Source organism: Alphaproteobacteria bacterium, assembly GCA_040905865.1.
Lineage (GTDB): Bacteria > Pseudomonadota > Alphaproteobacteria > UBA8366.
In genome coordinates, this window is sequence record JBBDQU010000005.1 from 136,961 (window position 1) to 150,984 (window position 14,024).

Consider the following 14,024-nt stretch of genomic DNA (forward strand, 5'->3'; position numbering starts at 1 on the left):
ATAGACGAAACAGGCATTCGAAAGGCGCAGCAATGGCTACACTGACCGCGGAAGAACTGCAACAGGCGCGAATCGACATGGCGGCGGCGTTCCGCTGGGCGGTTCGCCACGGGTTGCACGAAGGCATCTGCAATCATTTCAGCCTCGCGGTCGGCGACGACCAGTTCCTGATCAACGGCTATGGCTGGCACTGGTCGGAAATTACCGCCTCCAGAATTGTCCTGGCGCATTACGATGGCGAAATCATCGAAGGGGACGGCGAGGTCGAGGCGACCGCGTTCTATATCCACAGCCGCATCCACCGCGCCTGTCCGCAGGCCACCTGCGTCATGCACACGCATATGCCCTACGCAACGGCGCTGACCCTCGTCGAAGGCGGCCGGATCGAACCGATCGAGCAGGGGGCGCTGCGGTTCCAGAACCACGTCGCCTATGACGATGAATATAACGGTCTGGCGCTGGATTTCGCCGAAGGCGACCGGATCGCGAAAAAGATGGGCAACAAACGCGTGATGTTCATGGGCGCGCACGGGGTGACGGTTACGGGTTCGACCATCGCGCGGACCTATGACTGGCTCTATTACCTGGAACGCGCCTGCAAGGCGCAGGTGCTGGCCCGCTCAACGGGGTTGCCGCTGCGGCGCCTGCCGGACGAGGTGATCCAGGCCACCGTCGACCAGTTCGAAGGCTCGAATACCGACAGCGCGCCGCTGCATTTCGAGGCGCTGAAACGGGTGCTGGACCGGGACGAGCCCGACTACAGGGATTAGAGGATACCGCGGCTGTAGGAAGGCCGATCCGGCTTCGGGCCGGGCTGTCCGGTTTGCCCGGCGAAATATTCCGTGCAACTGTCGTTGATGCCCAGGGCATCGAAGCGCATGCGCCAGTATTCCGACGCCGCAAGGCCGCGGCTGACAATTTCATGGCGTCTTTCCGCTAATTCCGGATGACCCAGTTTTCGCTCGCAGATGCCGAGGAACAGTGCGGCCAGCGGATGTTCGGTGCCCATCCGCTGCACCAGTTCATCCAGCATCGCCTTTTTCTTGCGCAATTTGTGCGGCCGCGTTTCGGCGATGATCGGACGGTAGTTGATGAGGTAATCCACCGTGAACCACACATCGACCATCTGGTCGCGCCGCGGGATGTAGTCGGGGGTCTCTGAAAAAGGGTTGAAGAACGGGGCGGCTTTTTTCTTTTCCGCCAGTTCGCGCTGGCGCACGGAACCGGTCACGCCGACGGAAAAACTGCCCGCCTTGTTTGGATTTTTACCGTTTGCGGCTTTGGTGACCGTTTCGCCATACTGATCCTGTTGCAGCATCATCTGCTCCACCGGCGTGCCACCCATCGGCATGACGATCTGGCTTGGATACCAGTCCAGATCCATCTTGCCGGCGAGATCGACCGTATCGGCAAGCGCTGCGACAGTTTCCGACGGATAGCCGACCAGCAGGAAGCCCTTGGTGAAGATGGTCGGAAATTCCGTCAGCAGATTGGCGGCGCGCAGATAGGTCCGGATATTGCCGGGCTTGTTCATGTTGCGCAGGATTTCGGCGTTGCCCGATTCGACGCCGATATTGAAGCCGATGCATCCGGAAGCAACCGCCGCCTCCAGCAATTCATGGGTCATGGCGGCGGCGATCACGCCGTTGGAGGCATCCCAGGTGACGGGAAGCTTGCGGTCCGCGATTTCCCGGAACATGGCAATCGTCGCGCTGATATCGAAGAACAGGTCATCGTCCAGCCACATGATGTGGCGGACGCCGTAATTCTCATGGAGGCGCTGAATTTCATCGACGACGGACTGTCCCGACCGGACCCGCACGCCTTTGCCGGAGACCGTGCGCACGCTGCAGAAGGTGCAGGCGGCCCGGCAGCCACGACGGCTGATAGCGGTTGCCGACGGGGTGCCGGCGTCGCGCAGGAAGGTATAGGCGCCGATAGTGCCGTATTTGGCGTAATCGGCGATGGGCAAATCCTTGTAGTCGGGCGCGATGTCGAGCGCCGGCGGAATCGCGGCCGGGGTGGCGACGGGGCCGCTGGCGGGGTCGAGCGTCGCGACGCCTTTCAGGCCGATACCGGCGTCCCTGCCATTGGCGGCGTCGAGGAAATGAACCAGGGTCTGTTCCGCCTCGTTGAACAGGACAAAATCGATTTCAGGAAGTTCGTTCAGGACCTTGTCAACCATCAGCGATGCATAGACGCCGCCGGAAATGATCGGAATATCCGGATGGATGCATTTCAGATGCCGCGCGATGGCGGAAAATTCGGCGGCGCAGTTTTCGAACATGCCGCTCAACCCGATCACATCGGGCCGGAATTCCTCTATCTTCGCTTCCAGGGGGACCTTCCATACATCGAAGTCGAATGCGCCGCCCGCCTGTTCCGACGCCTTGCGCAGGACTTCGAACTGCAGGTCGATGATATCGGCGGTATATCCGGCGGCTTCGACGCAGCGAACCAGGACACCTGGCCCATAAGGGGGAAAGCACGGATATCGGCCCTGGACAGCCACATCAATGGAGAAATGGTTACGGTCGATTTCGGGAACGGCGATCATCAGCAGGCGCTGCACCGGTTTCCCAAAGACGCCGGCCATGCGCTGCCGGACGAACGGTTCATCTTTTTTCAGAATCGAAACGGGGCTTATGTGTTCTGATTTTGCCGCAACAGCCATGGAAAGCGCCTTTCGGAAAACGGGCATGCCGTATCAGCCGCACTTCAACATATCAGATTCGTGGTAACCAAACCATTAAGTCCCGGTTTCCAGGAGCAGCGCCAATTGCTTTCCCCGGCGGGGCAAACACGGTAACTTCAGTCTCAATCGGGATGCTCATCAGGAATATCGGATCGACATGGCCGCTCAGAATTCATTTCTCATAAATTCCTGGAACCATGGCAGAAACCCTAATTCCGCCACTGATGTTTTCCGCTATCTGCGCAACGGTCTTTCGCTCGCGGGACAGACTGTCGGAGTCAGTCCGACGCTTTTCCACAATGCTGACCTCGTCAATATTCTGGTGGAGAATTTCAATATAAAGACGGCGGAAAACATTATTTCGATCAAGAAAAATGCCGGCATTCGCTTTGTGCTTGTGGCGACGGAACTGTTGACCGGTTCCAGCTTCAACGATGTTGGCAGCGATCAGTCCAATACGACCTATGCGGACCTGAACTACTGGCAGGAACGCTATACCGCTTTTGCAATGCTGGCGGAGTATGCGGAAGCAATCTGGCTGATGTCGGAATACCAGCGGCCCGGCTACGCCAAAAATTTTCCGAACACACAAATTCTGACGCTCCCGATGTGTTTCGATTCGATTGAAGCGGCGAATGGCGGCACCTTCCGCGCGCCGAAACTTTACGACGCGGTTTTCATGGGAACGCACACGAGTATTCGCATCGAAATGCTGGAGGAACTGAAAAAGCGCGTCCAGTTGTATACGCCTCATAATGTTCCTCCCTTCATGGTCAGTTCTGTCATCCAGTCGGCGCAGGTCTTCCTGCACCTGCATTTGAAGGAGGGGTGGCCCTTTACATCGATGATGCGGCACCATGTGGCGCTGACCTATGGCGCATACGTTATCAGCGAAAAATCGGAACTGCCCGGCGAACTGGATGGCTTCGTTGAAATCGTCCCGCGCGGTTCGTTTGCCGACGTCGTTCAGGAACGCGTCCTGGACAAATCGATTGTCCCCAGAGCCAGGGAGATGCAGCGGCAATACGCCGCCAAGGGCGATCTCGGCGCGGAATTCCGGGTTCTCGTCGACGCGATGCCGTCGCCGTGATAGCGATTTACCGTTGCTGGACACGGCGGGCGATTGTCGGTCATCCTCTCGACAACTGTCGCCGATGCCTTGGTAAAATAGCGTGACAGTGTGTTTATCTGTATAGTGACAGAATGATTTCAGCCAGAGTCTGAGCCATTCGATAATATGAAAAACCCCGAGCTGTCATCACTAACGCCTCGCACTGCGACGTTAGGGCAAATTGAGGGTCTGGCGAATCAATCATCCCCTGAATTGTCCTGTGAACTGTTCAGACTTATTTGCTTTTCGCGCGCATTCGAATGGCGTGTGAAGGCCGAAGCGGAACGGGGCAATGTCAATTGTTTGGTATACTTATCGCTGGGGCAGGAGAGTATCGCCGCCGGCGTCGCCGCCGCCCTGCGCGCTCAAAAGCCCTGGATCCTGGGCCAGCACCGGGCGCATGCAACCTATCTCAGTTTCGGCGGCGCGCGGGTGCCGCTCGTCGATGAATTGCTGGGCCTGCCCGGCGGATGCTGCGGCGGCATGGCCGGGTCCCCGCCCATCCACGATATCGCCAATCGAATCATCGGCCATGTGGGGCTGATCGGCGACCAGGTTCCGGTCGCCGCCGGCGTGGCGCTGACCAATCCCGGTGACCAGGTGATCTGTTTTTTCGGCGATGGCGCGGCGGAAGAGGACTATGTGCTTGCCGCTCTCGGATTCGCGGCCACCCGGCGGCTGAATATCCTGTTCGTCTGCGAGGATAACGACCTTTCGGTGCTGACGCCGACTTCTGTCCGGCGCAACTGGAATATTGCCGATGTCGCAACGTCGTTCGGGCTCGAATCCGTCGAGATCGCGGACGATCCCTGGCTGGTTTCATACTGGGCGGATCGGCTGAAGGGCCGGCCGGCGCTGATGAATGTCAAGACCTGCCGCGAAATCTGGCATGTCGGTACCGGCAATGACGGTCCGCCGGAATGGGACAGGTTTCAGCTGACGAGGGAAACCATGGCGCATATCGGGCTTGGCCGCAATGCGCGGAGCATTGAAGACAGAGCTACCGCAGAAATCGAGGAATTATGGGCGAAACGGTTGCAGATACAATCCGTGAGCTGACGCGACGGCATATCGCTGAAAATAACGGTCTTGTCCTCGGTCAGTGCCTGTCGGCGGTCGGCTGGGTTCAGAATACCGTGCCGGAACAGGAAGCGGGTATCGAGGAACTGCCGATGACCGATACCGCCGGCGCGGGGATCGCGGTGGGAGCCGCGTTGACCGGGCGCAGGCCGATTTTCATCCTCCGGTTCCAGAGTCTGGTATGGCTGAACGCCAGTCCGCTCGTGAATCATGCCGCCCGTGTGAAAGCCATTTTCGGCTATGGTTGCCCGCTGTTCATCAGGGCTTCCGGCGATGAGGGGCATTCCATGGGCCCGGTGCATTCGGGCGCCCACCACGCGCCATTCATGTATGTTCCCGGATTGACCGTTGTCGCGCCCATGACTCCGGGAGAATACCGGGATATCTGGGCGCATTTCATGGCCCATGACGATCCCCTGTTCGTCAGCGAACACCGGCTCAGCTACAACAATACCGAGGAACTGCCGGACCGGATCGAGGATGGCGCCGATATCACCCTGTTTGCCGCCTCCGCGAGCCGGTTTTCCCTCGCGGAAGCGGCGGCGCGGCTGCGGGAGGATGGCATTCGGGTCAACATCGTCCATCTGGTCTGGCTGAAGCCGCTGAACGTGCCGGAAGCCGCCCTTGCCGCGCTGCGCGCCAGCGGCAATGGTCTGGTCCTCGATTCCGGGTTCGAAATCTGCGGTGCATCGCGCTCCATCGCCTATGAACTGACCCATCTGACAGGCGTCAGGGTCCACGCCCTCGCATTGGAAGACCGCCCGTCCGGGGTTGCAAAAAGGCTGGAGAACCTGTCGCCCCAGCCGGAACGAATTGTAAAGGAAGTCAGGAATATACTCGCTGAATGAATGTATTGACTGACATCGATGTCGTCATGGTGACGCCGCCCAGCAGGCTCGCGGTGTATCAGGGCCTGTCGAACGACCTGGCGGCCATCGAGCCGCCGGTCTGGTCGGGCTTGATCGCGGCGTACCTGCAACAGAGGAATTACAAGGTCGTCATGCTGGATGCGGAAGCCAGGGGGCTGAACCATGCGGACACGGCGGCAGAGATCGCCGCGTTGAAACCAGGGCTGGCGGTGTTCTGCATCTACGGGCAGCAGCCCTCGGCATCGACCCAGTGCATGCCGGGCGGCTCCATCACCTGCGCGCGCCTCAATGAAATTGCCGGCATCCCGAGCCTTGCGTTGGGAACCCATCCATCGGCGCTGCCGCGGCGTACGTTGGAGGAGGAACCGTTTTCCTTCGTCTGTCAGGGCGAGGGGCCGCGCACGGTGGAGGCCCTGATCCGGGTGCTCCGGGACGGCGGCGACCTCGCGAACGTGCCGGGTCTGTGGTACCGGGATGAAGCGGGGGCCATACACGGCAACAGGCCGGCGGCGAATATCGCGGATCTGGACAGTGAACTGCCGCGCCAGGCTTGGGACCTGCTGGATATGACGCAGTACCGGGCGCACAACTGGCATTGCTTCCATGACCTGGGCAGCCGCGGCAGCTACGCGTCGATCCAGACGAGCCTTGGATGCCCCTTTCGCTGCGAATTCTGTTGTATCAACACGCCGTTTGGCGGCAACGGCGTCCGGAACTGGAGTCCCGAAAACGTCGTCGCGCAGATCGACGAACTGGTCACCCGCTACGGGGTAAGGAACATCAAGATTCCCGACGAAATGTTCATCCTGAACCGGCGGCATGTGGCGGGAATCTGCGATGTCCTGATCGAACGCGATTACGGCCTCAATATCTGGGCCTATGCGCGGATCGACACGTTGCGGGAATCGATGCTGGCGAAGCTGAAAGCGGCGGGCTTCAACTGGCTGGGGCTGGGCATCGAGTCCGCCAGTTCCTCCGTCCGTGACGGCATGGCCAAGGGAAGTTTTACCGATGACAATATCCGCGACGTTGTCCGCATGGTCCGCGATCACGGAATCGCGGTCGGCGCGAATTACATCTTCGGCCTGCCCGACGATACAATGGACAGCATGAACGAAACGCTGGCGCTGGCGATCGAGCTGAATACGGAATGGGCCAATTTCTATTGCGCGATGGCGTATCCGGGCTCCCCGCTTTACGAGGAAGCGAGGGCGAATAAATGGCCGCTTCCCGACGATCCGGGTGGGCCGGGCTGGATCGGTTATTCGCAGCTCGGTTACGACGCGATGCCGTTGCCGACCATGGCGCTAAGCGCCCGTCAGGTTCTTGAATTCCGCGACCATGCCTTCGACCGGTACTTCACCAACCCGGCCTATCTGGCCATGCTGGAAGACAAATTCGGCTCCGAGGCGGTCGGCCACGTCAAACAGATGACGGCGCATCGGCTGAAACGGCGCCTGCTCGAGACGCCGGCTGCCTGATATCAGTCCGCTGCCGCGGCGTCCGTTTCCGCCGAAATCCGCGCCCAGGTTTCCCGCAACCAGGTCGCACAGGCGACAGAGTGTTCGAACAGCGAGTATTTCGCGCCCATGCCGTAATCCGGCCCGGGAATGAATTCGGTGGAAATCTGGCCGAGCGGGCTGGTTTCGGCGGTGGCGTGATGGCGCATCAACTTGCGCATCACCTCTTTCCAGGGTTCCAGCTTTTCTTCGGACCAGTCGCTGTGCCACTCGCCGGGGGCGGGCCGGAAGAAGGGGTACTGGATGCCGCGGCCGATGCGGCCGTCCTCATGCTTGCCCCAGATGTTCTTCGGATTGTTCGGCACGGCGGCGCGGGCGTGGCAGTGCCAGACATAGCCGCGGCTGATCCATTCGTCGCAGACATTGCCGGGCTTGCCAGGATCGAGCACCACCTTGCCGGATTCCACATCGGGGCGCATATCGAGCATGTCCTGTTCGCCCGGATTGTCGATCTTGAAGATCACATGCGAATGATCCAGCGTCATGCGGTAGGGAATGCCCCGCGCCTCGACCAGTGCGGCGACTTCGCTGACCCGTCCGTAATGCTCCGACCACATGTTTACATGCACTTCGAAGCACGGCAGGCAGCCGGCTTTCTCGCCGGTTTCATAGGCGCGCAGATAGGCCTCGGCAACTTCCTCGTTGCTGATCAGGTGTCCGTCCGCGTGGCGCATGGTGATCTGGGTGTTGTGGACCCGGCTGCCGAGTCGTGCGCCGAGCGCAATATTGGCGTCGAGCAGGGCTTCGTCCCGGCCCAGCGTATAGAACCAGCCGCCGGCACGGATCGGCAGGTCGTATTTCTCGCTCGCACGACGGTAATCGGCTTCTTCAGCGGCGGGCGGCGTCTTGTCGTAGTAATCGTAGACGCCGGATTCCTTGACCATGCGGAACCGTGTGTCGAGGTCGAATTCGAACTCGCCGCCCCGGTGGTTCACGCCCTTTTCGGTGATCCCGAATGCCAGTTTCCGCGCCATAGCCTGTCTCCCCGTCTGTGTCCGGGGATAAGCCTAGCAGAATGCGGCGGCGGCAGGGTAGGGTCGACGGATCATTGTGGCGGTCGGGAACAGGTGTTTCAAATGGAACGGCGCAAAATCGGGTTGTGCGGTTCTGCCGCGCCCGTTACGGTTCCCAGTCTGTCGGCGAAGGTGCATGCAATGGTCCGATAAATATTTGAATATCAATGACGTAGGGGACATTTTCATGACGGACAGCAATGAGCTCAATGGCGGCCAGGTTATCATCGATTATCTGATCCGCGAGGATGTGCCCTATGTCTTCGGGCTTTGCGGGCACGGCAATATCGGGCTGATTGATGCGATGTACGAGCGGTCGGACGATATCAAGACTATCTCCGTCCATCATGAAAGCGTCTCCGGCTTCATGGCCGATGTCTATTACCGCGTCTCCGGCCAGGCGACCGCGACCTTCACCTCCTGCGGTCCCGGCTCGGCGAATATGCCGATCTGCCTCGCCAATGCCTTCTTCGATTCCGTGCCGTTCCTGGCGATCACCGGCAATGTGCCGACCAGCCAGTTCAACCGGGGCGCCTTCCAGGAAACCTACCGCCATTATCAGGCCGATTTTCCGTCCACCGTGCAGGCCTATTGCAAACGCGTCTACCAGCCGACCCGCGGCGAACAGGTGCCGCTGATGGTGCGGCAGGCCTGGAAGACGATGGTCACGGGCCGGCCCGGCCCGGTGGTGCTGGACGTGCCTTTCGATATCTTCAAGGAATCCGCCGCGGAAACCCCGGATCCGAAGGAATGGAGCGCGAATATCTCCTGCCGCTGCGGCGCCGATCCCGAAGGCGTCGAGAAAGCGGTCGATATGCTGCTGTCCGCCGAGAAGCCGGTGATCGTCGTGGGGCAGGGGGTGCGCTATGGCGGCGCCGCCGAGGAACTGAAGGCGCTGGCCGAACGGCTGCAGATTCCGGTGGCGTCCTCGGCGAGCGGCCTTGGCGCCCTGCCGGTCGAGCACCCGCTGTCGCTGGGCCTCGTACAGCGCGGCGGCACCTATCAGGCGAACCATTCCTGCCGTCAGGCCGATGTGCTGCTGGCGCTTGGCGTGCGCTTCGATGACCGGACGTCCAGTTCGTGGATACCGGGCTATTCCTTCACAATCCCGCCCTCCAAACTGATCCATGTGGATATCGATCCGGAGGAAATCGGCCGCAACTATCCGGTCACCCTGGGGCTGATGGCGGATGTGCGCACCTTCCTGCGCCAGATTCTGGGCGAACTCGATCGGCGCGGATATTCCGGGGGACCGACTCCGGTGAGCCGGAAATGGCTGGCGGAGATCGATACCTACCGCGCCAAATGGGACGCCTTTATTGCGCCGGGCTTCACCGATGATTCATCGCCCATCAATCCGCAGCGCGCGGCCGTGGAAATCGACAAGGCGCTGCCGGAAGACGCGATCCTGGTCAGCGATATCGGTGTGCATCACAACTGGCTGCTGCAGTTCTGCAAACCGACCCGGCCGGATTCGCTGATCGGCTCCATGGGCTTTGGCCCGATGGGATTTGGCGTCGCCGGCGTGCTGGGCGCCAAACTGGCCGCGCCCGACCGGCCCGCCGTTTCGGTCTGTGGCGATGGCGCGTTCTTCATGCATGCGAACGTGCTCGGCACGGCGGTTGAGTACAATATCCCGGCCGTCTGGGTGGTCTGGAACAATTACGCCTATGGGTCGATCCGGGGGCTGCAGCGCGGCTATCTGGAAAGCCGCGAACTGGCGACCGATTTCCACCACCCGGAAACCGGCAAGCCCTACAATCCGGACTTTGCCGCCATGGCGCGGTCGGCGGGGGTCGAGGGCGTCAGCATCGACCGGGCGGGCGATCTGGGCGATGCGATCCAGGCCGCGATTGCCGCCAACAAACCCTTTCTGATCGACGCCAATATTAGCGGCGACCTGAATCCGCCGGGCGCGGGTGTGTGGGAACTGCCGGGGCTGGGCGTCAACAGGCCGGCGATCGGCGAGCGCTTCGTGCCGAAATAGCGCCGCTCCTGGTGCAAGCCGGCCGGATAATTTGACATCGGGACGGTGCGGGTTTTCTATTCGGATCACCGCAGTCGGCGAGGAAGAAGAGGCCATGACCGTTCATCTGGTAACCAGGGGAAAATCCGTTCGCGATCAGGTCAGTCCGGAAGAATGGCAGGCGCGCGTAGAGCTGGCCGCCGGGCACCGGGTGCTGGCGCATTACGGCGTCAACGACATGACCTACAACCATTTCGGACTGCGCGTGCCGGGCGAACCGGATCATATGCTGATCAAGCGCACGGACTGGATGTTTGCCGAAATCACCGCCTCGTCCTTCCTGAAGGTCGATTTCGCCGGCAATGTCATCCTCGATACCGATGTGAAACAGATCAAGGGCGGGGCGCTGATCATCCACGCGGGTCTGTTGAAGGCGCGACCGGACCTGAACGCGACTCTGCACACCCACACCATTGCCGGGATGGGCGTGGCCGCGCATAAATTCGGTCTGCTGCCGATCAACCAGCATGCGATGCGGTTCTGGGGTGAGTTGAAATACCACGAATTCGAAGGCTTCGAGTTCGACCACGACATGACGCCGAAACTGCTGCGCGATCTGGAAGGCGGCAGCCTGATGATGCTGCGCAACCACGGTGTGCTGGTCTGCGGCGAAAGCGTCGCCGAATGCGTCGTCAACCATCACTGGCTGGAAATGGCATGTCAGGGGCAGATCGCGGCCCTGTCGGCGGGCGAGGGCAATTACCTGGTGCCGGACAAGGCTGCCTGCGACTACGCCCACAGCCAGTTCAGGGACGGCGGCAATTTTCTGAAGGGGGGCAAGGACTGGGCCGCCTGCCTGCGGCTCGCCGAGCGCCTCGACCCCTCGTTCAAGGACTGACCCGGAGCGAACGCCATGCGATTTGACGATGCCGCGCGGTATGTCATCGACGATCCGGACAGCGGGACCTTCAAGGTCCATCGGGACGTTTTCGGCGACGCGGCCCTGTTCGATCTGGAAATACGCCGGATATTCGAGGGCGGCTGGGTCTATGTCTGCCTGGAAAACCAGATCCCGGAACCGAACGATTTTTTCTGCACGAAAATCGGGCGCCGCTCCATCATCGTGTCCCGCGACGAGGATGGCGTGCTGCACTGTTTCTACAATACCTGCCGCCACCGGGGCGCCGCGATCTGCCATGTGGAGCGCGGCAACAAGAAGTACCATGTCTGCGACTATCACGGCTGGGCCTATGATTCCTCTGGGAAGAACTTCGACATCAAGGACCGCAAGGCGGGCGGCTATGCCAAATCTTTCGACGCCTGCGACCATGACCTGTTGCCCGTGGCGCGGTTCGACAGCTATGCGGGACTGCTGTTCGTCAGCCTGAATCCGAACGTGCCGTCACTGTCCGACTATCTGGGCGAGGCAAAACAGTTCCTTGATCTGGTCATGGACCAGGGTCGCGACGGGATGGAACTGGTGCCCGGCCGCACCAACTACACCTATGCCGGAAACTGGAAGCTGCAGCTCGACAACAGCCTCGATTTCTATCACCTGACGTCGACCCATCGCAGCTTCGTCAATATCGTGAACCAGCGTGAAGCGGGCAAAAGCGCCAACCGGCAGGTGACCTCGCCGAATTTCCAGCGCCGTTTCGCCATGCCGGCCGGCATGTTCAACCTGGGCAACGGCCATGCGGTGATGTGGGCGGACCAGCCCAACCCGGAGACCCAGCCGCTCTGGGGCGAGATCGAGGAAGTGACGGCACGGGTCGGGGAGGTCCGGGCGAAATGGATGGTGCGGGCGCGCAATCTGACGATTTTCCCGAACCTGCAGATCGCGGATTCGACCTCGCTGGTGCTGCGCACGATCACCCCGCTCGCCGTCGACAAGACCGAGATGGTGATGTACAGCCTCGCGCCCGTCGGGGAGGCGGATGACCTGCGTTACACCCGGATCCGGCAGCACGAGGATTTCTTCAATGTCTCCGGACTGGCGACGCCGGACGACACGATCGTGTATGAGGACTGTCAGGCCGGGTTTGTCAGCGCCGATGACGACTGGCTGCAATGCTTCGAACGCGGCATCACCGCCCTGCAACCCGGCGCCAACGAACACGCGCGGGAACTGGGCATTTCGCCGGTCGCCAGCATGGTGGGTAAATACGCCATGCAGAACGAGGTGAGTTACCATTCCGCCTATCAGGAATGGGTGAAGCGGCTGTCCGGCGCCTTGCCGCTCGCCGCGGAGTGACGGTTTTGGACCAGATGGACCTGCTGCGCGCGGGCGCGGACCTGCTGGCGCGCGAGGCGCTGTATCTCGATGAGCGGCGCTGGGATGAATGGATCGCGCTGTACTGCGAGGATTGCGAGTTCTGGGCGCCAAGCTGGCTTAGCGAGGATACGCTTTCCGCCGACCCGGACCGGGAAATCTCGATGTTCTATTTCAGGGCCCGCGGCGGGCTGGAGGACCGGGTCTGGCGTATCCGGTCGGGGCAGGCGGCGGCGCTGACCCCGATGCCGCGCACATCGCACCAGGTCAGCAACATGGTTCTGGACGGTGCAGCGACCGGGTGCGCGATGACGGTAAAATCCGCCTTCGCCTGCCATGTCTATATGATCCGCAACAAGACCCAGCATGTCTTCTTCGGACGCTACGAGCATGGCCTGGTAAGAATTGACGATGAATGGCGCATCAGGCGCAAGAAGATCACGCTGATGAACGATTTCGTGCCGTCGCTGCTGGATGTTTTCTGCGTCTGATACTTCTGTTATATGAACGTTATGGAATATGTTGTTGAAAGGATTCCGCATGACCGCATTGGATGATGCGCTGGATTTTGCCGCCGAGCATGATACGCCGATCCCCTATCGGCAGCGGATCAGGGACTATTACCTGGCGCTGGGTTACGAAAAACCATACCGCTGGGCGAACTATGTCGATGTGCCGTTCACGCCGCTGAAGAAGCCGCTGTCGGAATCGACCGTGGCCCTGGTGACGACGTCAGCGCCGTACCAGCCGGACAAGGGCGATCAGGGACCGGGCGCGGCCTACAATTCCGCCGCCAAGTTCTATCGGGTCTATACCGACACGACGGATCATGTGCCGGATCAGCGGATTTCCCATATCGGCTATGACCGACTGCACACCACTGCAGAAGACATGAACAGCTGGTTTCCGTTGGCGGCGCTGCACGATGCGGCGGCGGCCGGACGGATCGGCGCGGTGTCGAAGCGCTTCTACGGGGCGCCGACCAACCGCAGCCAGAAGACAACGGTCGAACAGGACTGCGTCGAACTGCTGGAACGGATACGCGAGGACGGGGCCGATACGGCCGTCATTGTCGCTACCTGACCGGTGTGCCACCAGACCGTGAGTCTGGTTGCCCGCTACCTCGAAGAACACGGCATTCCCACCGTCATCATGGGCTGCGCCAAGGATATCGTCGAATTTGTCGGCGTGCCGCGTTTTCTGTTCAGCGACTTTCCGCTGGGCAATGCGGCGGGCAAGCCGAACGATCCGGCATCGCAGGCCGCGACGCTGGAACTGGCGCTGAAGGTGCTGGAGACCGCGCCCGGGCCGCGTACGACGGTTCAGTCGCCGCAGCGCTGGAGCAACGATCCGGACTGGAAGCTGGATTTCAGTAATCTGGAACGGATATCGCCCGAGGAACTTGAAAAGCGCCGCCGGGCGTTCGACGAACAGAAGGAAATCGCCCGCAGGAAACGGGAAGCCGAAGGCATCGGGAGCAACGCAGCGGAGTAACCGG

The 14,024-nt window shown here is 60.9% G+C and carries 11 protein-coding genes and 1 pseudogene; 10 read left to right on the forward strand and 2 right to left on the reverse strand.

Going from position 1 to position 14,024, the window contains the following annotated elements; all coding sequences use genetic code 11:
• Positions 1-29 precede the first annotated feature (29 nt).
• Positions 30-770 (forward strand): annotated as a pseudogene (locus WD767_01630) (aldolase).
• Here the strand turns inward: WD767_01630 and WD767_01635 are convergent.
• On the reverse strand, positions 767-2,596 hold the full coding sequence (locus WD767_01635; GenBank protein ID MEX2614772.1) for a radical SAM protein: 1,830 nt from the start codon (positions 2,594-2,596) through the stop codon (positions 767-769). The pseudogene WD767_01630 and the gene WD767_01635 sit on opposite strands and share 4 nt — an antisense overlap.
• A 256-nt stretch (positions 2,597-2,852) precedes the next feature.
• On the opposite strand from WD767_01635, the gene WD767_01640 reads away from it, so the two are divergent.
• The 4 genes from WD767_01640 (at position 2,853) to WD767_01655 (ending at position 7,236) form a co-directional block, all read left to right on the forward strand.
• Positions 2,853-3,785 carry a hypothetical protein gene (locus tag WD767_01640; GenBank protein MEX2614773.1) on the forward strand — a complete coding sequence of 311 codons (933 nt, stop codon included), beginning with the start codon at positions 2,853-2,855 and terminating at the stop codon, positions 3,783-3,785.
• A 147-nt stretch (positions 3,786-3,932) separates the two neighbouring features.
• The gene (locus WD767_01645) at positions 3,933-4,865 is read left to right on the forward strand and encodes a thiamine pyrophosphate-dependent enzyme (GenBank protein MEX2614774.1); all 933 of its coding nucleotides are present in this window, start codon (positions 3,933-3,935) and stop codon (positions 4,863-4,865) included.
• On the forward strand, positions 4,829-5,734 hold the full coding sequence (locus WD767_01650; GenBank protein ID MEX2614775.1) for a transketolase C-terminal domain-containing protein: 906 nt from the start codon (positions 4,829-4,831) through the stop codon (positions 5,732-5,734). Before WD767_01645 ends, WD767_01650 begins: the two co-directional genes overlap by 37 nt.
• A complete protein-coding gene (locus tag WD767_01655; protein ID MEX2614776.1) occupies positions 5,731-7,236 on the forward strand; it encodes a radical SAM protein in 1,506 nt (501 codons plus the stop codon). Before WD767_01650 ends, WD767_01655 begins: the two co-directional genes overlap by 4 nt.
• 2 nt (positions 7,237-7,238) lie before the next feature.
• Here WD767_01655 and WD767_01660 read toward each other — a convergent pair whose 3' ends face one another.
• A complete protein-coding gene (locus WD767_01660) occupies positions 7,239-8,249 on the reverse strand; it encodes a hypothetical protein (GenBank protein MEX2614777.1) in 1,011 nt (336 codons plus the stop codon).
• A 226-nt stretch (positions 8,250-8,475) separates the two neighbouring features.
• Here WD767_01660 and WD767_01665 point away from each other — a divergent pair, with 226 nt between their 5' ends.
• From WD767_01665 to WD767_01685, 5 genes are all read left to right on the forward strand, one after another.
• Complete coding sequence (locus WD767_01665; protein MEX2614778.1) at positions 8,476-10,275, forward strand: thiamine pyrophosphate-binding protein; 1,800 nt, start codon at positions 8,476-8,478, stop codon at positions 10,273-10,275.
• 94 nt (positions 10,276-10,369) lie between these two features.
• Entirely contained in the window at positions 10,370-11,152 is a 783-nt protein-coding gene (locus WD767_01670; protein MEX2614779.1) for a class II aldolase/adducin family protein, read from the forward strand.
• A gap of 15 nt (positions 11,153-11,167) precedes the next feature.
• Positions 11,168-12,508, forward strand: a complete 1,341-nt coding sequence (locus tag WD767_01675; GenBank protein MEX2614780.1) for an SRPBCC family protein — start codon at positions 11,168-11,170, stop codon at positions 12,506-12,508.
• Between the two features lie 14 nt (positions 12,509-12,522).
• Entirely contained in the window at positions 12,523-13,017 is a 495-nt protein-coding gene (locus WD767_01680) for an aromatic-ring-hydroxylating dioxygenase subunit beta (protein MEX2614781.1), read from the forward strand.
• A gap of 49 nt (positions 13,018-13,066) precedes the next feature.
• The gene (locus tag WD767_01685; GenBank protein MEX2614782.1) at positions 13,067-14,020 is read left to right on the forward strand and encodes a glycine/sarcosine/betaine reductase selenoprotein B family protein; all 954 of its coding nucleotides are present in this window, start codon (positions 13,067-13,069) and stop codon (positions 14,018-14,020) included.
• Positions 14,021-14,024 lie beyond the last annotated feature (4 nt).

Bases quoted from the DNA above. Each gene is read 5' to 3' on its own strand.
- WD767_01635 (MEX2614772.1), bottom strand. From the start codon at position 2,596: ATGGCCGGCGTCTTTGGGAAACCGGTGCAGCGCCTGCTGATGATCGCC.
- WD767_01640 (MEX2614773.1), top strand. From the start codon at position 2,853: ATGGCCGCTCAGAATTCATTTCTCATAAATTCCTGGAACCATGGCAGA.
- WD767_01645 (MEX2614774.1), top strand. From the start codon at position 3,933: ATGAAAAACCCCGAGCTGTCATCACTAACGCCTCGCACTGCGACGTTA.
- WD767_01650 (MEX2614775.1), top strand. From the start codon at position 4,829: ATGGGCGAAACGGTTGCAGATACAATCCGTGAGCTGACGCGACGGCAT.
- WD767_01655 (MEX2614776.1), top strand. From the start codon at position 5,731: ATGAATGTATTGACTGACATCGATGTCGTCATGGTGACGCCGCCCAGC.
- WD767_01660 (MEX2614777.1), bottom strand. From the start codon at position 8,249: ATGGCGCGGAAACTGGCATTCGGGATCACCGAAAAGGGCGTGAACCAC.
- WD767_01665 (MEX2614778.1), top strand. From the start codon at position 8,476: ATGACGGACAGCAATGAGCTCAATGGCGGCCAGGTTATCATCGATTAT.
- WD767_01670 (MEX2614779.1), top strand. From the start codon at position 10,370: ATGACCGTTCATCTGGTAACCAGGGGAAAATCCGTTCGCGATCAGGTC.
- WD767_01675 (MEX2614780.1), top strand. From the start codon at position 11,168: ATGCGATTTGACGATGCCGCGCGGTATGTCATCGACGATCCGGACAGC.
- WD767_01680 (MEX2614781.1), top strand. From the start codon at position 12,523: ATGGACCTGCTGCGCGCGGGCGCGGACCTGCTGGCGCGCGAGGCGCTG.